Annotated in this window: 14 protein-coding genes and 1 riboswitch; of the genes, 8 read left to right on the forward strand and 6 right to left on the reverse strand. The window is 73.3% G+C overall.

What is annotated here, in order from left to right; genetic code table 11:
* Window positions 1–70 precede the first annotated feature (70 nt).
* Window positions 71–424 carry a hypothetical protein gene (locus LQ326_RS08335; protein ID WP_234534208.1) on the forward strand — a complete coding sequence of 118 codons (354 nt, stop codon included), beginning with the start codon at window positions 71–73 and terminating at the stop codon, window positions 422–424.
* An 81-nt stretch (window positions 425–505) separates the two neighbouring features.
* On the opposite strand, the gene LQ326_RS08340 is transcribed toward LQ326_RS08335, so the two are convergent.
* Window positions 506–1474 carry a tellurite resistance/C4-dicarboxylate transporter family protein gene (locus LQ326_RS08340; protein ID WP_234534209.1) on the reverse strand — a complete coding sequence of 323 codons (969 nt, stop codon included), beginning with the start codon at window positions 1472–1474 and terminating at the stop codon, window positions 506–508.
* A 191-nt stretch (window positions 1475–1665) separates the two neighbouring features.
* Window positions 1666–2802: a C40 family peptidase gene (locus LQ326_RS08345; RefSeq protein WP_234534210.1), complete on the reverse strand. Its 1137-nt coding sequence runs from the start codon at window positions 2800–2802 to the stop codon at window positions 1666–1668.
* Window positions 2803–2809: 7 nt separating this feature from the next.
* A riboswitch (cyclic di-AMP (ydaO/yuaA leader) is annotated at window positions 2810–2984 on the reverse strand.
* Window positions 2985–3296: 312 nt separating this feature from the next.
* Between LQ326_RS08345 and pcrA the strand changes: the two genes are divergently transcribed.
* Window positions 3297–5789, forward strand: coding sequence for a DNA helicase PcrA (gene pcrA / locus LQ326_RS08350; protein ID WP_234534211.1), 2493 nt, complete (start codon window positions 3297–3299; stop codon window positions 5787–5789).
* Window positions 5790–5847: 58 nt separating this feature from the next.
* Here the strand turns inward: pcrA and LQ326_RS08355 are convergent, their stop codons facing one another.
* Both LQ326_RS08355 and LQ326_RS08360 read right to left on the reverse strand, forming a co-directional pair.
* Window positions 5848–7269 (reverse strand): M23 family metallopeptidase, encoded by a 1422-nt coding sequence (locus tag LQ326_RS08355; protein ID WP_234534212.1) that lies wholly within the window; start codon window positions 7267–7269, stop codon window positions 5848–5850.
* 188 nt (window positions 7270–7457) lie between these two features.
* Window positions 7458–8321 (reverse strand): esterase/lipase family protein, encoded by an 864-nt coding sequence (locus LQ326_RS08360; protein WP_234534213.1) that lies wholly within the window; start codon window positions 8319–8321, stop codon window positions 7458–7460.
* Window positions 8322–8642: 321 nt separating this feature from the next.
* On the opposite strand from LQ326_RS08360, the gene icmB reads away from it, so the two are divergent.
* Complete coding sequence (icmB, locus tag LQ326_RS08365) at window positions 8643–9059, forward strand: coenzyme B12-dependent isobutyryl CoA mutase small subunit (protein ID WP_181806039.1); 417 nt, start codon at window positions 8643–8645, stop codon at window positions 9057–9059.
* Between the two features lie 138 nt (window positions 9060–9197).
* Here icmB and LQ326_RS08370 read toward each other — a convergent pair whose 3' ends face one another.
* Both LQ326_RS08370 and LQ326_RS08375 read right to left on the reverse strand, forming a co-directional pair.
* Window positions 9198–10790, reverse strand: a complete 1593-nt coding sequence (locus LQ326_RS08370) for a DUF5691 domain-containing protein (RefSeq protein WP_234534214.1) — start codon at window positions 10788–10790, stop codon at window positions 9198–9200.
* A 160-nt stretch (window positions 10791–10950) separates the two neighbouring features.
* Window positions 10951–12306 carry an SWIM zinc finger family protein gene (locus LQ326_RS08375; protein WP_234534215.1) on the reverse strand — a complete coding sequence of 452 codons (1356 nt, stop codon included), beginning with the start codon at window positions 12304–12306 and terminating at the stop codon, window positions 10951–10953.
* A 132-nt stretch (window positions 12307–12438) separates the two neighbouring features.
* On the opposite strand from LQ326_RS08375, the gene LQ326_RS08380 reads away from it, so the two are divergent.
* The 5 genes from LQ326_RS08380 (at window position 12439) to LQ326_RS08400 (ending at window position 18987) form a co-directional block, all read left to right on the forward strand.
* Complete coding sequence (locus tag LQ326_RS08380; protein WP_234534216.1) at window positions 12439–13557, forward strand: ATP-binding protein; 1119 nt, start codon at window positions 12439–12441, stop codon at window positions 13555–13557.
* Window positions 13554–15956: a DUF5682 family protein gene (locus LQ326_RS08385; RefSeq protein ID WP_234534217.1), complete on the forward strand. Its 2403-nt coding sequence runs from the start codon at window positions 13554–13556 to the stop codon at window positions 15954–15956. The genes LQ326_RS08380 and LQ326_RS08385 overlap by 4 nt, the downstream gene beginning before the upstream one ends.
* Complete coding sequence (locus LQ326_RS08390; RefSeq protein ID WP_372496775.1) at window positions 15953–17230, forward strand: VWA domain-containing protein; 1278 nt, start codon at window positions 15953–15955, stop codon at window positions 17228–17230. The genes LQ326_RS08385 and LQ326_RS08390 overlap by 4 nt, the downstream gene beginning before the upstream one ends.
* 204 nt (window positions 17231–17434) lie before the next feature.
* Window positions 17435–18370, forward strand: a complete 936-nt coding sequence (locus LQ326_RS08395) for a hypothetical protein (protein WP_234534219.1) — start codon at window positions 17435–17437, stop codon at window positions 18368–18370.
* 233 nt (window positions 18371–18603) lie between these two features.
* Window positions 18604–18987: a hypothetical protein gene (locus LQ326_RS08400; RefSeq protein WP_234534220.1), complete on the forward strand. Its 384-nt coding sequence runs from the start codon at window positions 18604–18606 to the stop codon at window positions 18985–18987.
* Window positions 18988–19277: the final 290 nt, after the last annotated feature.

A 19277-nucleotide genomic window follows, 5' to 3' on the forward strand; every position in this document is an offset into this window, starting at 1 on the left:
GCGGGGCGACGGCGCCGAGGGAGGGGCCGGTGCCCGGTGCCCCGTGGTGCCCTGGTTAGGCTCCGGGGCCATGGACGTACTCATCCATCTCTTCGTCGGCCTGCACATCATCGGCATCGCCGCGCTCCTCGGCGGCTTCCTCACCCAGATGAAGGCGATGGGCCAGGGCACGGCCCGGTTCGTGCCCGGAATGCTGCACGGCGCGTTCACCATGCTCGCGACCGGTGTGATCCTGGTCGGCCTCAACGAGGCCGACGGCCACCATGTCAACACGATCAAGATCGGCGTGAAACTCGCCCTGCTGATCGTGATCCTCGGGCTCGTCTACGTGAAACGGGACGACGAGAAGGTGGAGAAGGGTGCCTTCGGCCTGGTGGGCCTGCTGACCATGGCGAACATCTTCATCGCCGTCCTGTGGACGTGAGCCCCACCGCGGACATGGGCCTCATCGCGGACGTGAGCCCCACCGCGGACGTGAGTCCCGCCAGGGCCGCGGGCGCGATCCTCAGCGGGCTTTCCTGAGGCCGGCACCGGCGGCCGCCGCCGCACCGGCCGCCACCGTCAGCCAGGCCGCCACCGCGACCCACACCAGCACCCGCCCCGGCCATTTCAGCCAAGCGCCGCCGACGGCGGCCGCGACCGACAGCGTCGCCGTGGCCGTCATCCCCATCGGGAACACCGTCGCCCAGCGGTGGACGTCGTAGCGCGGCCGGGGCCACGCCACCTCCGCGGCCAGCAGGACGACGTACCAGGCCAGGGCCAGGACCAGCAGCGCCACCGTCACCGTGCGCAGGACACCGCGGTCGTCGTCGTTCCACAGGTACAGCCGCGCACTGTCGGCGGCCAGCAGGCTGGCCCCGGCCAGCGTGGAGATCGCGAGCGCGCCGCCCGCCACCCACTGGTCACCGGGCCCCTCGGCGATCTGCCGCCACCCGAACCGGGCCACGGCGAGCCCGTACATCGCCAGCCCGAGCCAGAAAAGGACCAGCGAGAGGTGCGCGAGCCACGCCGTCGCAACGGCCGCCGCCAGCGTCGCTCCCAGCACGGCCGGTCCCTGGGTGGCCACGCAGACCAGGAAGACGGCGCCGGGCATGCGCGGCTTCCAGTGCTTCACGACCAGGATCAGCAGTGGCAGCCACAGCACCACCGACAGCGCGAGCAGGGCCTCGGCGAGGGTCTGCCACCCGAGCGCCGAGAACCGCGTCCCCAGCACCGTCGTCGCGGCCACCGCGCTGAGCGTGCCCGGCGTCCGAGCCTGGGCCACCCGCCGCCGACGGTCGAGGACCAGCCGTACGGCGACGTCCGCGGCCAGCGCCACCCACATCACGCAGGCCGCCACCAGCGCCACCCGGGACAGGGCCTCCGCGCCCGCCAGGTGCAGCCCCGTCGACATGATGCCGGTGGCCATCACGGCGGCCCCGGTCGCCGGTGGACGCTGCGCCCACCAGGTGCGCAGGGGTGAGATGCCGGACATGTCCCTGATGCTAGGGAGAGCCGGCCGCGACACGAACGGGCCACGCGCGCGTGCGGCCCGAAAACCGCGCGGTCGCGGGAAAGGGCGCGAGCGCGCGGTGCCCCCGGGATCGGTGGGGTCGGGCGGGTACGGGGAAGCGGCTGGGGGCGCGTGTCGGCTGAAGGGCGCCCCCGTCAGTGCCGACCTGCCGGTCAGGCCGGGCGGACCACGCTGTGGATGATCGACTCGCCCCCGTAGTAGATCGACTCCTCCCGGACGTACGCGCCGGGCTTCGGGGCGTGGATCATCATGCCGTTGCCGATGTAGATGCCGACGTGGCTGACGTCGTCGTAGAAGAAGACCAGGTCACCGGGTTGGGCGTCGGCGAGGGGGACGGTGGTGCCGGCGTTCACCTGGTCGTAGGTGGTGCGTGGCAGGGAGACGCCGGCGGCCTTCCAGGCGGCCTGGGAGAGCCCGGAGCAGTCGTAGGAGCCGGGACCGGTGGCGCCCCAGACGTACGGCTTGCCGATCTGCGCGCGGGCGAAGGCGATCGCCTTGGCGGCCTTCGTGGCGTAGGCGGAGCCGGAGGCGGAAGAGGAACCGCTCGGCGTCGAGGTCGCGGACGTCGCCTGGCCGGCGGCCGCGGCCTGCTGCCTCGCCAGTTCTGCCGCCTTGCGGGCCGCCTCCTCCTGCTGCCGCTTCTCGATCGCCGCCAGCCGTGCCTTCTCCGCGGCCGTCAGCCGCGACAGCAGCTCCCGCGCGGAGGCCAGCTTCGCCTGGACGGTGGTCTTGGCGGTCTTGAGGTCGTCCTGCGTCTCGGTGAGCGTTTCGAGACTCCGGGCGGCCTCCTGCCGCTTCTCCATGGTCGCGGACTGCTCTGTGACGTAGTCGTCGACCGCGCCCTTCTGGCGCGAGGTCAGCCGGCTCATCAGCTGCGTCTGGTCGAAGTAGTCCTGCGGACTGTCCGCGAGCAGGAAGGTCGCCGTGTCGGGGGCGGCGGCCCCGGTCCGGTACTGGGCCGCGGCGAACGAACCCAGTTCCTCGCGCGCCGTGTTCAGCCGGTCCGTGCGCCGGGCGACGTCGTCGAGCAGGGTGTCGACCTGCTTGCGCTGCCTGTCGGTCCGCTCCTTGGCGGCGTTGTACTTCTCGGTCGCCGACTCCGCCTGGCGGTAGAGGGCGTCGACCTTCTTCTCGACCTCCTCCAGGCTCGGCTTCCCGTCCGTGGAGGGTGTGGCCTCGGCCGTCTGGGAGAGCAGGGCCACTGAGGTGAGGGCGGCGGTGGCCAGGGCGGGCGTGCGTATGCCTGCCGCGCGCGTTCCTGACGGCCGGGACTTGCGATGCGACGCCAACGGGGGCGACTCCTTCCAGAACTCCGCCTACCGAGTTAGCTGTCGGGTTCGGGCGGGTGGTTCGGAAGGGTTGCCCTACGGTCCGCTCCCCGGAGGGGAGTCGGGACCGATTCACCCCGGGATCGGTGTGGGTCCCCGGCTCCGGATGCGCGGCGGCGCCCCGGACTCGGCGGAGGCCGTGCGGCCCGGCGACGTTCGCCGGTGGGTGTCGTACGGCCTGCCCGGCACGCTAACCAACTCGTGTGGTCTCTGTGAAGGTTGATGTGCGATATGCCCGATACATTTTCGTGACCTGGGTGTTGGGGTTTGTTCAGGTGGGATGATCGGTGGGGTTATGGGTGGCTTGTCCGGACGGAGGGGGTGGCTCGCGGTGAGTGTTCCCGGCTCCGGAACCCGCGCCGGCCAGCCGTGACGGAGTGGATCCGCTCGGTCACCTGGGCGAGTTTTCGGGGCGGCGACCGGTTGTCGGTGGGGCGCCCTAGACTCGGAGAGCGATGAGCAGCCTCTTTGACGACAGCTTCCTGGCGAGCCTCCAGGCCCCTCGCGGCCATGACGAGGAACCCCCGCCGCCGCCCGAGGACGAGCACGCTCCGGAGTCGATTCCGGACGATCTGTTCGGCGGGAAGTTCGACGTGCCCCCGGACCGGGACGCCTACTACCGCGACGGCGCCGCCCGCCCGGCCTTGGACCCGGCCGCGCTCCTGGAGGGGCTGAACGAGAACCAGCGGGCGGCGGTCGTGCACGCCGGCTCCCCGCTGCTCATCGTGGCCGGCGCCGGTTCCGGCAAGACGCGCGTGCTCACCCACCGCATCGCCCACCTGCTCGGCGCACGCCAGGTGCACCCGGGCCAGATCCTCGCGATCACCTTCACCAACAAGGCCGCGGGCGAGATGAAGGAGCGCGTCGAGCACCTCGTGGGCCCGCGCGCGAACGCGATGTGGGTGATGACCTTCCACAGCGCCTGCGTCCGGATCCTGCGCAGGGAGAGCAAGAAGCTCGGCTTCACCTCCTCCTTCTCGATCTACGACGCGGCCGACTCCAAGCGCCTGATGGCCCTGGTCTGCCGCGACCTGGACCTCGACCCCAAGCGCTACCCGCCCAAGTCGTTCAGCGCCAAGATCAGCAACCTCAAGAACGAGCTGATCGACGAGGAGGACTTCGCCGCACAGGCGAGCGACGGCTTCGAGAAGACCCTCGCCCAGGCCTACGCGCTCTACCAGTCGCGGCTGCGCGAGGCGAACGCCCTCGACTTCGACGACCTGATCATGACGACGGTCAACCTGCTGCGCGCCTTCCCGGACGTCGCCGAGCACTACCGCCGCCACTTCCGGCACGTCCTGGTCGACGAGTACCAGGACACCAACCACGCCCAGTACGCCCTCGTGCGCGAGCTGGTCGGCACCGGCACGCGCGCCGACGGCACCGACGTACCGCCCGGCGAGCAGGAGCTGGCGCCCGCCGAGCTGTGCGTCGTGGGCGACGCCGACCAGTCGATCTACGCCTTCCGGGGCGCGACGATCCGCAACATCCTCCAGTTCGAGGAGGACTACCCGAACGCGACGACGATCCTCCTCGAACAGAACTACCGCTCCACGCAGACGATTCTGAGCGCCGCCAACGCGGTCATCGAGCGCAACGAGTCCCGCCGCCCGAAGAACCTGTGGACCAACGCGGGCGCGGGTGCGCAGATCACCGGCTACGTCGCCGACACCGAGCACGACGAGGCGCAGTTCGTCGCCGACGAGATAGACCGTCTGACGGACGCGGGCGAGGCGAAGGCGGGCGATGTCGCCGTCTTCTACCGCACCAACGCGCAGTCCCGTGTCTTCGAGGAGATCTTCATCCGCGTCGGCCTGCCCTACAAGGTCGTCGGCGGCGTCCGCTTCTACGAGCGCAAGGAGGTCCGGGACGTCCTGGCCTACCTGCGGGTGCTGGCCAACCCGGAGGACTCCGTCCCGCTCCGGCGCATCCTCAACGTCCCCAAGCGCGGTATCGGCGACCGCGCGGAGGCGATGATCGACGCCCTCGCGCAGCGCGAGAAGATCAGCTTCGCGCAGGCGCTCAAGCGGGTCGACGAGGCGTACGGCATGGCCGCACGGTCGGCGAACGCGGTCAAGCGGTTCAACACGCTGATGGAGGACCTCCGTACGGTCGTGGAATCCGGCGCCGGACCCGCCACGGTCCTGGAGGCGATCTACGAACGCACCGGATACCTGGCCGAGTTGCAGAACTCGACGGATCCCCAGGACGAGACCCGCATCGAGAACCTCCAGGAACTCGCCTCGGTGGCACTGGAGTTCGAGCAGGAGTCCGGTGAGGGGGAGCAGCCGGGCGGGCTCGCCGACTTCCTGGAGCGGGTGGCCCTGGTCGCCGACTCCGACCAGATCCCCGACGAGGACGAGAACGGCGACGGCGTCATCACCCTGATGACCCTGCACACCGCCAAGGGCCTCGAATTCCCGGTGGTGTTCCTGACCGGCATGGAGGACGGCGTCTTCCCGCACATGCGCGCCCTCGGCCAGACCAAGGAGCTGGAGGAGGAGCGGCGCCTCGCCTACGTCGGCATCACGCGCGCGCGGGAGCGGCTGTATCTCACCCGGTCGTCGATGCGCAGCGCCTGGGGCCAGCCGTCGTACAACCCGCCCTCGCGCTTCCTGGAGGAGATCCCGGGCGCGTATCTGGAGTGGAAGCGGACCGGGGCGATGGCGCCGGTCTCCGCAGGGCCCGCGGCGGGCGTGGCGGCCTCGCTCTCCTCGACCCGCTCGCGCTCCTCGGCGTCGGGCGCGTCGGGCTTCGCCACCCGGCGGACCTCGGAGAAGCCGGTGGTCTCGCTGGCCGTCGGCGACCGCGTCACCCACGACCAGTTCGGCCTCGGCACGGTCGTCGCGGTCAAGGGCACCGGCGGCAACGCGGAGGCGACGATCGACTTCGGCGACACCAAGCCGAAGCGGCTGCTGCTGCGGTACGCGCCGGTGGAGAAGCTGTAGCGGAGGAAGGCGCGGTACCGGGCCCCGCAGCGGCGGGGCCCACCGGGGTACGGCCAGGTCAGGTCGGGTCGAGTCCGTGGCTGCGCAGCCAGGGCAGCGGGTCTATGGCGGCACCACCGGCCGGCCGCACCTCGAAGTGCAGATGCGGGCCGGTCGAGTTGCCGGAGTTGCCGGAGAACGCGATCGGATCGCCGGCCTTCACCGTCGTACCGGGGGCGACGCGGTACGACGAGAGGTGGCAGTACCACGTCTCCGTGCCGTCCTTCGCCGTCACGATCATCATGTTGCCGTAGGCGCTGTTCCACTTGGTGGAGACGACGCCGTCGGTCGCGGCCATCACCGTCGTGCCGTAGGAGACGGGGAAGTCGATGCCCGTGTGGACGGACATCCAGTTCACGCCGGCCTGACCGAAGTAGGCGCTGAGTCCTCGCTGGGTGACCGGGAGGACGTACTTCGGGCGCAGCCGCTCCTTGCGGGCCGCCTCCGCCGCCGCCTTCTTCTTCTCGGTCTCCTGCTGGGCCTTGAGGTCGATGCGCTCCTGCGTCCGGCTGGCCCGGTCGGCGAAGTCGTCGGCGCCCGCCGAGAGCGTCCTCAGCTGGGCGTCCAGCTTGCTGTTGGCGGCGGACGGTTTCACGGACTGCGCGTCGGAGGCGGAGGCCGTGGTGTCCTTGCCGTCGTCGGTCAGGCTGCCGACGGAGGCGGCCGCGATCCCGGCGACCCCCATCACGCACACGGAGGGCACGGCGACGGTCAGCAGCGCGGACCGCTTGGGAGGCGTACGGCGACGGGAGCGCGCCCCCGCGCGGGAGCCGGCGCGGGTCGCCGCCGCCGACGCGGCCGGGGTGACCTCTTCCTGGCCCTCCAGCAATGGCATTACCGCAGGTAGCTCACCGGTGGCGGCCAACTCCCCGTCGTGCGGGAAGTCCTCAGCGGGCTCCTCGAACTCCGCGTAGGGACGGTCGTGCTCGGGCTCGGCATGCTGCGCCTGCGCCGGGGTGCCGTCGGAGTTCCACTGCGTGGCGTCGTACCCGCCGGTGTCGAAGGCCTGGGTGCCCCACTCCCACTGCTGGGTCGCACCGGCCAGGCCCGACTGGTCGGGCTGGAGCCAGGCGCTCGCGTCCCAGTGGCCGCTGGTGTCGGCGACCGTCTCCTGCGCCGGAACGGTCCACGCGGTGCTGTCATAGGCGCCGGAGTCGTAGGCGGCGTGGTGCTGGGCCGCGTACGGGTCGTAGTTCAGGGTCTGGCCGCCGGCCGTCTGCCACTGCGTGGCGTCGTATCCGCCGGTGGCCTGGCCCTCGCCCGGAAGGCTGCCGAAGAGCGGGTCGCTGTGGAACGAAGCGCCGGCGGCGGTGTGATCGCCGTACGCGGTGAAGTCGCCGTACTGGGCTTCCTGGCTGCCGTACGGCGCGTAGTGCGCCGGATCGGCGTCGGAAGCCGGGGCCGGGGTGGTCATGGTCCCCGACGGGTGACGGTCGTTCACCAACTTCTCTTTCGCCTCGACAACAGGGGCTGCCAGAGCAGTGCGGCGACTGTACCCGGCGGTATGCGGGCGCGACAATCTTCAACAGGTTTCGCTGTTTCGGGAAACGGGCATTCGGCCGTGTTTCGGGGGACGGCGGGCGCGGGTTTGGCCTTGTGTTCGAGGATTGTTCGATGTGGCGACCGTTCTCAGGCCACCGTCAGACCGCCCGCTGCCCGCTCCTGCGGATGTGTTTCGTCGAGGGCCTGCCGTATGCCGGTCGCGACCGCCGGGTGGACGGGCAGGGCGAGGTGGCCGATCCCGGTCACCCGCACGTTCGTCGCCATCAGGTCCGGGTGGTCGATACGGGCCGTCTCCACCGGCTCCATCACGGAGTCGAGGTCGCTCCAGAAGCTCACGAACCGGGTACGGCAGCCGGGCGCGGGCCGGGCCAGCTCCTCGATCACCCGCGAACCGGGGCGCATCTGCCGCACGATCGGGTGCGCGTCGGCGAGCGGCACCGCCCGGGTGCCTGCGTGCGGGGTGCCGAGTGTCACCAGGGTGCGGACACGCAGGTCCCCGCCGAGGCACTGGACGTAGAACCGCGCGATCAGCCCGCCGAGACTGTGTCCGACGATGTCGACCTGGCCGGAGCCGGTGCGCTCGCAGATCTCCTCTATGTGCCGGCCGAGCAGTTCGGCGGCGGTGCGGATGTCGCAGGTCAGCGGTGAGTAGTTGAGCGACTCGACGCGCTGGCCGCCGTGCTGGGCGAGGGCGCGGCGCAGCAGGACGAAGACCGAGCGGTTGTCGATGAAGCCGTGCAGCAGCACGACCGGCGGGGCCGCCCGGACCGGCAGCCGGGCCGTGCCCCCGGGCTCCGCGGACGGTACCGGCGGTACGGGCGGGCGGCGCTCCGGGGTGAGGCCCGTCGGGTAGAGCAGCAGATGCCCGGCCAGGATCGCGGCCTCCAGGGCGGTCGACTTCAGGAGGGCCAGCGACAGGCCGGCGAGCCTGCCGGGCGCGAGGCGGCGGCAGAACGGGAGAAAGGGCTCCAGTGCCCCGGTGACCTTCATCGGCCGACCTCCTGTCGGCACGCCGAGGACGGCTCCGTCCCCCGTGTGCCCTCATGGGGAGGCCGGGCGAAGGCGGCGGGGCGGGGTGCGACGACCTGCCGTGTCGCATGCCCGTGCTGTCCCCGCGGACCACGCTGCGGCTCCCTGACGTGTCCCGCTGTGTGTGATTTCCCCCTCTGTAACCTCCGCGAAACGGCCGGTTGCGGGATGCTGGAGATAACGTTCGTTCACTTGCGACGGGTGGCGGAACGCGCCGAATGTGCGGTACTTCTCGGTACGGATGGATGTTGGCGTGTTCGTTTCATGGTCATGGAGGCAGTGATGGGTGTGGCAGCCGGCCCGATCCGTGTGGTGGTGGCCAAACCGGGGCTCGACGGCCACGACCGCGGGGCCAAGGTCATCGCGCGGGCGCTGCGCGACGCGGGCATGGAGGTCATCTACACCGGGCTCCACCAGACGCCGGAGCAGATCGTCGACACGGCCATCCAGGAGGACGCCGACGCCATCGGCCTCTCCATCCTCTCCGGCGCCCACAACACGCTGTTCGCCGCGGTGATCGACCTCCTCAAGGAGCGCGACGCCGAGGACATCCTCGTCTTCGGCGGCGGCATCATCCCCGAGGACGACATCGCCCCCCTCAAGGAGAAGGGCGTCGCCGCGATCTTCACTCCGGGCGCGACCACGGCGTCGATCGTGGAATGGGTCCGGGAGAACGTGCGGCAGCCGACGGAGGCGTAGGCCGCGTTCGCCGGGGCCGGCTTCGGTGGTGGGGGCGTGGGCGTGGCGTCGGCATCGGCTGCGGCGCCGTCGTGGCTGGTCGCGCCCACGCGGCGGCAGCCGCACACCAAAGACGGCCCCGCCCCCTGCGGGGCGCATTCAACTCCCCGGCGTGTCCAGTTCCGTGAGCATCGCCGCCCGTAGTCGGAGTGTTGTCACCAGGCGCTGGAACGCCTCCGCCCAGTAGCCGCCGGCGCCCGGTGACGCGTCCTCGCGTTCGTCCGGTATCGCGAGGAGCGCGTCCAGGCGGCCGGCTTCCGCGGGATCCAGGCAGCGCTCGGCCAGGCCCATCACCCCGCTGAAGCTCCACGGGTAACTCCCCGCGTCGCGCGCGATGTTGAGGGCGTCCACCACGGACCGGCCGAGCGGCGCGGACCACGGTACGGCGCAGACGCCGAGCAGCTGGAACGCCTCCGACAGACCGTGCGCCGCGATGAAGCCGGCCACCCAGCCGGCCCGCTCCTCGCCGTCCAGCGTGCCCAGCAGCTTGGCACGCTCGGCCAGGGACACCGCGCCCGGACCGCCGGCCTCCGGTGCCGCCGGAACGCCGAGCAGCGCTCTCGCCCACTCGGCGTCCCGCTGCCGCACGGCGGCCCGGCACCAGGCCGCGTGCAGCTCGCCCTGCCAGCCGTCCGCCACCGGCAGAGCCACGATCTCCGCGGGCGTCCGGCCGCCGAGCCGGGCCGGCCAGGTGACGAGCGGGGCCGCCTCCACCAACTGCCCCAGCCACCACGACCGTTCGCCGCGCCCGGCGGGCGGTTTGGCCACGACGCCGTCGCGCTCCATCCCCGGGTCGCACTCCGGCGGTGCCTCCACCGCGATCACCGGCCCGTCCCCGGTGTGGTCGACCGCCACGCAGGCACCGGCCCGCACCGCCATCCGCCCGGCGAGCGCCGAGCCGGGCAGCGCGGACAGCAGCTCCGCCGCCGTCGTCCGCACGTTACGGCTCCGGTCCGACAGCGCCTGCTCCAGGAACGGCTCGTCCCCGGCGGCCAGTCCGGTGCGCAGCGAGTCGAGGAACATCAGCCGGTCCTCGGCCCGCTCCGTCGCCCAGGTCCCGGCCAGCAGCTCGCGCGCCGCCTCGGGCGCCCGGGACCGGAGCGCGGCCAGCAGCGCGACCCGCTCGGCGAACAGCCCCTCCTGCCACAGCTGCCCTGTCGCGTCGGTGTCCTCGGGGTCGGGCAGGGCCGCGCCGCCGCCCGGGGCCGCACGCAGGGCGAACCGCCAGTCCTGGTTGAACCGGGCCAGCCACAGGCCGCGCGGTCCGGCGAAGGCCAGCGCGGCGGGCCGCAGGTCGGTACGGCCCCGGGCCGCGTCCAGCAGCGCGGGCAGCGTCTGCGGGGGCGCGGCGAACCCACGCGCGTTGGCCGCCGCGAGCCACTGCGGCAGCAGCTCCATCAGGTCGGGCGAGGTGCCCCGGCGGCCGCCGGCCGGGGTGCCGGGGCGGTCGGCCAGCAGCATCGCCAGCCTGCGTGCCGCGGCGGGCGGCGGCGCGGGGCGCGGATCCTCCGGGGCCGGCTCGGGGCGGCGGGCTGCCGGTGCCGGACGCAGTCCCGCCCGTCGCCTTACGGTCGCCACGGCCGCCTCGTCCAGCAGGGCCACCGGAGCCTCGCGGCCCGGCGCGCCGGTCGCGGGCGGACGCCGGTCCGTGCCCAGCAGGGCCGTGGTGACGAGATCCTCCCAAGCGGTCACGGGGCTTCCTTTCCGCGAGTTATATGAGTTGTGCCAGTTGCGGGAGTTTTGTGGGTTGCCGGAGTTGCATGCGTTGCACGGGCTGCGAGGGTTTCGCGATTTCCGTGGGTTCCGCGATTTCTGTGACCAGCGCCGCGGGGCGGTTCGGGGGCCGGCCGGGTCAGCACAGCGGCACCGCCTCGCCCGCTTTCTCCGGCCAGGCCGTCAGCGGGGTGAAGCCGCGGTGGCCGCACTCGCCGAAGACCGTGACCGGGGCGCCGCCCGAGAGCGCGACGAGCCGCCACAGGCCCGGCCCGGAGCGGGCGGCGGGAGCAAGGGGCAGCGCCGATTCGCCGTCCGCGTCCGCGAGTTGCCAGGAGTCGCCGTCCGGGACGGGCACGACCCGGTCCAGCGTCACCGGCACCGACTCCAGCCACGGGTCCTCGCGCAGCGACTCCCCGTACCGGGCCGCCGCCCGTGCCGTCGGTACGCCCGGCGGCCGTATCGGCAGGGGCGCGGGGCTGGCGAACCGCTCGCCCAGTGCCGCCCGGTGCCCGCCCGCGCCCGGGTAGGCGGACAGCTCCGCCTCCAGAGCGAGGCCGACCGGCAGTGCCAATTCGGGGGTGCGGCCGGCCGCGCCGTAGGAGAGGAGCAGCGCCGCACGGCCCGAGTCGGCGCCATGCAGCCAGATCCGGCGGGTCGTCAGCTTCGCGTCCGCCGTGTCGTACTGGGCGAGGACCAGCCAGCGGTCGCGCACCGGCGGGCCGTCCGCCGGTGCGGGCAGGCCGACACGGGAGCGGACCGTGGCCGCGAGGCCCGCCGGGAGCCGGTCGCGGCGCAGCCAGCCCTGGTCGAGGAGGTGCAGCAGCGCGTACTCCTCCAGCAGCCGCACCGGCCAGCCCGGACCCGAGCCCGGTATGGCCCCCAACTCCCTCACCCGTGCCGCGAGTCCGGGCGCCTGCGCGTCGACCATGCGGGCCGCCGTCTCCTCCCAGAGTCCGTACCCCGCCTGCTCGGCCGCGGCCAGTCCGCCGCGCAGCAGGTCGGACAGGCGCTGCTCCAGCTCCGTGGCGCCCGCCGTGACCCGCTCGGCCCGCTTGTCCGCCCGGCGCCGGGCCGCCTCGGGGTCACCAGCGGCCGGGGAACTCCCGCCGACCGTCACCCGTTTGTCCTCCGCACGCCGGCGTCTGCCCGCGAGCCACTGCTCGGCCCAGTCCGGCGCCTGTTCCACCGTCGGCACCGTGTCGTCCCCGCCCGCCCAGAGCAGAAGCAGTCCGAGGGCGTGCTTGCAGGGGAACTTCCGGCTCGGACAACTGCACTTGTAGGCGGGACCCGCCGGGTCGGCGATGTCCACGATCGTCTGGTACGGCTTGCTGCCGCTGCCCTTGCACAGTCCCCATACCGTCCCCTCCTCGCAACTCCCGGCCCCGGACCACGGCCCCGCCGCTCCGAGTCTGCTTCCCGCTTTGCGTGACGCGGCGTCAGGCGCCAAGGCCAGCACCTGGTCCGCACTCCAGCGCACCCCCTGCTGAGTCATGTCATCGAAGGTAGATCCCGCCACTGACAATCGCCCCGGCTGGAGTGTTTGTGCAGGTCAGAGCGATTGTCAGTGGGGTGGTGCACGGTGGACACCAGATCCGAACCGGCCGAGCTGGAGGGGGCCTCAGCCATGACTGTGTCCGTGGAACCGACCGACCCGACGACCACCGAGAGCGCGTTGCGACCGCACGCCGAGCACGCCTTCGCCGCCGAACTCGCGGCGCTGGCCGCGCAGGACGACCGGCCGCGTCCGGCCCGCTGGAAGCTGTCGCCGTGGGCGGTGGCCACCTACCTGCTCGGCGGCACGCTGCCGGACGGCACGGTGATCTCACCGAAGTACGTCGGCCCGCGCCGCATCGTCGAGGTCGCCGTCACCACTCTCGCCACCGACCGTGCCCTGCTCCTGCTCGGCGTGCCCGGCACCGCCAAGACCTGGGTGTCCGAGCACCTGGCGGCCGCCGTCAGCGGCGACTCGACCCTGCTGGTGCAGGGCACGGCCGGCACCCCGGAGGAGGCGATCCGCTACGGCTGGAACTACGCGCAGCTGCTGGCCCACGGCCCGAGCCGGGACGCCCTGGTGCCGAGCCCGGTCATGCGGGCCATGGCGGAGGGGATGACGGCACGGGTCGAGGAGCTCACCCGGATCCCCGCCGACGTGCAGGACACGCTGATCACCATCCTGTCCGAGAAGACCCTGCCCATCCCCGAGCTCGGCCAGGAGGTGCAGGCGGTCCGCGGCTTCAACCTGATCGCCACCGCCAACGACCGCGACCGGGGCGTCAACGAGCTCTCCAGCGCCCTGCGCCGCCGTTTCAACACCGTGGTGCTGCCGCTGCCGGAGAGCCCGGACGCCGAGGTCGACATCGTGGCGCGCCGCGTCGACCAGCTCGGCCGCTCCCTGGACCTGCCGGCCGTGCCGGACGGCATCCAGGAGATCCGCCGCGTCGTCACCGTCTTCCGCGAGCTGCGCGACGGCGTCACCGCCGACGGCCGCACCAAGCTCAAGTCGCCGAGCGGCACGCTCTCCACGGCCGAGGCGATCTCCGTCGTCACGGGCGGCCTGGCCCTGGCGGCCCACTTCGGGGACGGCGTGCTGCGGGCCGGCGACGTCGCGGCCGGCATCCTCGGGGCCGTCGTCCGCGACCCGGCCGCCGACCGGGTCATCTGGCAGGAGTACCTGGAGACGGTCGTCCGCGAGCGGGACGGCTGGAAGGACTTCTACCGCGCCTGCCGCGAGGTGAGCGCATGAGCGACGACACACGGTGGCGGCGGTCGCCCGGCCCGGGGCCGCTGCTGCTGGGGATACGGCACCACGGACCCGGCTCCGCACGGGCGGTGCGGGCCGCGCTGGAGGCCGCCCGGCCGCGGGCCGTCCTGATCGAGGGGCCGCCCGAGGCCGACGCGCTGATCCCGCTGGCCGCGGACCCGGAGATGCGGCCACCGGTCGCGCTCCTCGCGCACGCCGTGGACGAGCCCGGCCGCTCGGCGTTCTGGCCGCTCGCCGACTTCAGCCCCGAGTGGGTGGCGGTCCGCTGGGCCCTGGAGCACGAGGTCCCGGCCCGCTTCATCGATCTGCCGGCCGCGCACACGCTGGCGTGGGAGAAAGCGGAGGAGGAAGCGGCCGCGGCCCCCGATACGGCGCCTGATACGGCGGCGCCCGGCACCGAGGCTGACGATCCCGCCGCCGAGCGGCGGATGCGCGTCGACCCCCTCGCCGCCCTTGCCGAGGCCGCAGGCTACGACGATCCCGAGCGCTGGTGGGAGGACGTGGTCGAGCACCGGGGCGGAGCCGGGGAGCGGGACGTGTTCGCGCCGTTCGCCGCGGTGGCGGAGGCGATGGCGGCGCTGCGGGAGGCGTACGGGACCGGGGGCCGCGACCGGGATCCGGCGCGGGAGGCGCACATGCGCCTTGGGCTGCGGGCGGCACAGCGGGAGTTCGGGGAGCAGATCGCGGTGGTGTGCGGGGCGTGGCACGTGCCGGCGCTGCGCGCGAAGACCACCGTCGCCGCCGACCGGGAACTGCTGAAGGGGCTGCCCAAGGCAAGGACCGACATGACCTGGGTGCCGTGGACCAACCGCCGGCTGGCGCGGGCGAGCGGATACGGCGCCGGCATCGACTCGCCGGGCTGGTACGGGCATCTGTTCCGCGCCCCGGACCGCCCGGTGGAGCGCTGGCTCACCAAGGTGGCCGGACTGCTCCGCGAGGAGGACCGGATCGTCTCCTCGGCCCATGTCATCGAGGCGGTACGGCTCGCCGAGACGCTGGCCGTGATGCGCGGCCGCCCGCTGCCCGGCCTCGGTGAGATGACCGACGCGGTGCGGGCGGTGCTGTGCGAGGGCTCGGACGTCCCGCTGGCGCTGGTGCACGACCGGCTGGTGGTCGGAGACGTGCTGGGGGAGGTACCGGAGGCGGCGCCCGCGGTGCCGCTGCAGCGGGACCTGGGCCGGGAGCAGCGCCGGCTCAGGCTCAAGCCGGAGGCGCTGGAGCGGGAGCTGGAGCTCGACCTGCGCAAGGAGACCGACGCCGGGCGCAGCCGGCTGCTGCACCGGCTGCGGCTGCTCGGCGTCGGCTGGGGTGAGCCGGTGCGGTCGCGGGGGAGCACGGGCACGTTCCGGGAGACGTGGCGGCTGCGCTGGGAGCCGGAGCTGTCGGTGCGGGTGGCCGAGGCCGGGGTGTGGGGGACGACCGTCGAAGGCGCGGCGACGGCCAGGGCCGAGGCCGACGCCGCGCACGCGGGCGCCCTCGCCGATGTCACCGGGCTCGCCGAGCACTGCCTGCTCGCCGGGCTGCCGGACGCGCTGCCGGTGGTGATGCGGGCGCTCGCCGACCGGGCGGCGCTGGACACGGACGTCGGCCATCTCGCCCAGGCCCTGCCGGCCCTGGCCCGCGCCCTGCGCTACGGCGATGTCCGCGGCACCGACACCCGGGCGCTCGCGGAGGTCGCCGCGGGCCTCGCCGAGCGGGTCTTCGTCGGCCTCCCGCCGGCCTGCGCCGCCCTCGACGCGGAGGCGGCCGAGGAGATGCGCGGTCATGTGGACGCGGTGCACACGGCGGTGGGACTGCTGGGCGAGCCGGCCACCGAGGGCGAGCCAGGTCACCGTGACCTCCGTCGGCGCTGGCGGGCCGTGCTGCGCGTGCTGGCCGGGCGGGACAGCGTGCCCGGGGTGCTGCGGGGCCGGGCCGTGCGGATCCTGCTGGACGAGGGGGAGCTGGGGGCACCGGAGGCGGCCCGGCTGATGGGGCTGGCGCTCTCACCGGGGACACCGCCGGCGGACGCGGCCGCCTGGATCGAGGGGTTCGTCGGCGGGAGCGGCGGAGGCGGGATGCTGCTGGTGCACGACGAGCGGCTGCTCGGCCTGGTCGACGCCTGGCTGACCGGGGTGCCGGCGGCGGCGTTCACGGACGTGCTGCCGCTGCTGCGGCGGACGTTCTCGGTGTACGAGCCGGGGGTGCGCCGGACGATCGGTGAACTGGTGCGCCGTGGCCCGGGGGAGCGGCTCCAGGGGGCTGGACCGGCCGGGGTGACACCGGGTTTCGACGCCGAGGCGGACACCGGGCGCGCCGACGCGGTACTGCCCGTGCTGCGCCTCCTGCTCGGCCTCGACGAGACGGAACCTGACAACGACCTGGTGGGGGCGGGGAGATGACCACGATGGACACAGGCACAGGCACCGCCACGGATACAGACACCGCCACAGGTACTGGCCCAGGCACAGGCACAGGCACGGACACGACGGCCGCCGGTGCGGGTGCGGGTGCCGGTGTCGGTGTCGGTGATCCCGCGCTGGAGCGGCTGCGGCGGTGGCGGCTGGTGCTGGGGGGCGAGGCCGCCGACGGCACCGGGTGCGCGCTGTCGGGGCGGGACGCGGCGATGGACGGCACGCTGACCGCCCTGTACGGGAAGGGCGACAGACCGCAGACGGGGCGGGAGCGCTCGGCGGGGCTCGGGGCGTCTGCGCCGTCGGTGGCGCGCTGGCTCGGCGACATCCGGACGTACTTCCCGTCCTCCGTCGTCCAGGTCATGCAGCGGGACGCCATCGACCGGCTCGGGCTCGCCTCGCTGCTGCTCGAACCGGAGATGCTGGAGGCGGTCGAGGCGGACGTGCACCTGGTCGGCACCCTGCTCTCCCTCAACAAGGCGATGCCGGAGACCACGAAGGAGACGGCACGGGCGGTCGTCCGCAAGGTCGTCGAGGACCTGGAGAAGCGGCTGGCCACCCGCACCCGGGCCACCCTGACCGGCGCCCTCGACCGCAGCGCCCGCGTCAACCGGCCGCGCCACCACGACATCGACTGGAACCGCACCATCGCGGCCAACCTCAGGCACTACCTGCCCGAGTACCGGACGATCGTGCCCCAGCGGCTCATCGGGTACGGACGGGCGTCGCAGTCGGTGAAGAAGGAGGTGGTGCTCTGCATCGACCAGTCCGGGTCCATGGCCGCGTCGGTGGTGTACGCCTCGGTGTTCGGGGCGGTGCTGGCGTCCATGCGGTCGATCGACACCCGGCTCGTCGTCTTCGACACCGCGGTGGTCGACCTCACCGACCAGCTCGACGACCCGGTGGACGTCCTGTTCGGCACCCAGCTCGGCGGCGGTACGGACATCAACCGGGCGCTGGCGTACTGCCAGTCGCAGATCACCCGGCCGGCGGAGACCGTCGTCGTCCTCATCAGCGACCTCTACGAGGGCGGCATACGCAACGAGATGCTGAAGCGGGTCGCGGCGATGAAGGCGGCGGGGGTGCAGTTCGTGGCGCTGCTGGCGCTGTCCGACGAGGGGGCCCCGGCGTACGACCGGGAGCACGCGGCCGCGCTCGCCGCGCTGGGAGCACCGGCGTTCGCGTGCACGCCGGACCTCTTCCCCGAGGTGATGGCGGCGGCCATCGAGAAGCGGCCGATTCCGGTGCCGGACACTCTGTGATGACCGTGTCCGGGGGGTGACTTGTCGACTCGGCGATGTCTGCCACGGCCGTCAAAACGGACATGACTACCCATCGGTAACGGGGGGCTTGCGCAACCTCGGGAGTGCCGTGCGAGGATCGCAGTCTCCACTGGTCTTTCACCGGCCTTCACGCCGTTGGGCCACTTCTGCTCTGTTCCGCCGCACGGGAGGATCCTCCCCGTCTTGACCTCGCCAGCAGTTCTGCCCGGTGTGGCCGTGCGCGTGTCGCGTACGGCGCCGGGACGGCGTGCGCTGCAACTGGCGCTGCTGGTCGGCGGACTGCTCGCGCTCGGCTTTTTCTGCGGGCAGCGGGCGCAGGCGGCCGAAGGGGCGACGCCTCCGTCGCTGACGTCGGTCGTGACGCAGAAGATGCCGTTGCGGGACGTGGTGACGCCTCATCGGATGCCGGGGGCGGCTCGGAAGCCCGTCACCGAGGCCGTACCGGTGGTGGACGGCGTCGACGAGGTCGTCCGGTCCGTGTCCGGCACGGTGGGTGACACGGTGACCGCGACCACGGCGGTGACCGAGACGGTGGCCGAGACAGTCACCGAGACGGTGATCTCTCCCGTCGCCTCGGCCCTGACCGAGACGCTCGCCGAGACGGTGCGGCAGGTGACGGAGCTGCCCGCCCTGCCGGTGGTGCAGGTGCCGGGGCTTCCCGTCGTCTCCGAGCCGCCGGTCGTGTCGATCCCGGCACCGGTGACGCCGGTGCCCGGCCCCGCGCCGGGCCAGGCGCAGCCGCGGACACCGGTCACGCACGAGACCGGGCACGAGACGTCCGGTACGGATCCGGTGACGAAAGCGGCGGCGGCCACCGCCGTGTCGTACGGGCCGCGGATCACCGGCGCCGTGACCTTCACGTCCGGCAGGGTGACGCCCGCCGGCGGCCACCGTGCCGCCCGCGCCGTCGGCGCTCCCGCCCACCCGGCGCCCACCGGCGCCCCGGACGGCGCGCCGGGCAAGTCGGCGGTCGACGGCAACCCCTCCCAGCACGGTGACGCGCACGCCGTGACCTTCGCCGGCCGGGCGCCGGTCAGGCTCGTGTCCGGTGCCGCGGCGCATCCCGACGCGGCCGGGACCCGGGACAGGTACCGGGACATCCCGGTCTTCCCCGGCTAGGACCGGCGGCCACCTTCCCCGCCACAGACCTGTCGCGCGGGGGCGGAACAGGTCTGCCCGTCCGTCCGGACCCTTGCGGATCCCCCTCCTGGTCTCCGTGAGCCCGCCTCGGTTTCCCTGCCGAGCGCTCCGGGCGGCGATGTCCCCAGCCGCGCTTCCGGCCTCACCGGAAGCTCTCCCGGCTCCGTATGCGCGTGGTGAACGCGCCGGAGCCCCGAAGGACTGACGCACGCATGAACGAGTACATCGGCCGTTCCATGGTCACAGCCGCCGGCGGAAGCTGGGCGTGGGCGTTCGGCCGGCCCGCGGCGGCCGACGCCGAACAGCAGCCTCCCGTGTCGAGCCGGGCGGCCCGGATCCGCGGTGCCCAGGCCATCCAGGGCGCCCGTGCGGCCCGCGCCGCGGCGGCCACGGCCAGGGCGCAGGCCACCGCACGGGCGCACGCCCAGGCCCTCCAGAACCGCGCGGCGACCATGCTCACGGACACCGCACCCGGCCACTTCCCCTTCCCCGCGCCCTTCCCTGCGCCGTCCCCCGAGCCGTCCCCCGCGCTGTCCTCCGCGCCGTCCCCTTCGGCCGTTTCTCCCATGGCCCCGGAGGCCGGCCGCGGGGCGTAGTGCCTGGCTGACCGGCTTTCTGCGACTCCGTGGGTGGCCCGGTGCGGGCGGCCGAATGCCGTCGGTCCGTCCGGCCGGGATCCCACGGTTCGGGCCGGCCGTACCCCGAGGGGCGGGGTGCGGCCGCCCGGCCCGAGGACCGTGGATCCTCGGGACCTGAGGCCTCACCGGGCCAACCCCAGCCCGGTGAGGCCTCGCGCTTTGCCCGCAAGGCGGCACGCCGTGCCACCAGAACCACGGATTCCCGGCATCATGTGACAGGTATCACCGCTCAGGTGTGACTCCCGATT

Source organism: Streptomyces shenzhenensis, assembly GCF_021462265.1.
Taxonomy (GTDB): Bacteria; Actinomycetota; Actinomycetes; order Streptomycetales; family Streptomycetaceae; genus Streptomyces; species Streptomyces shenzhenensis.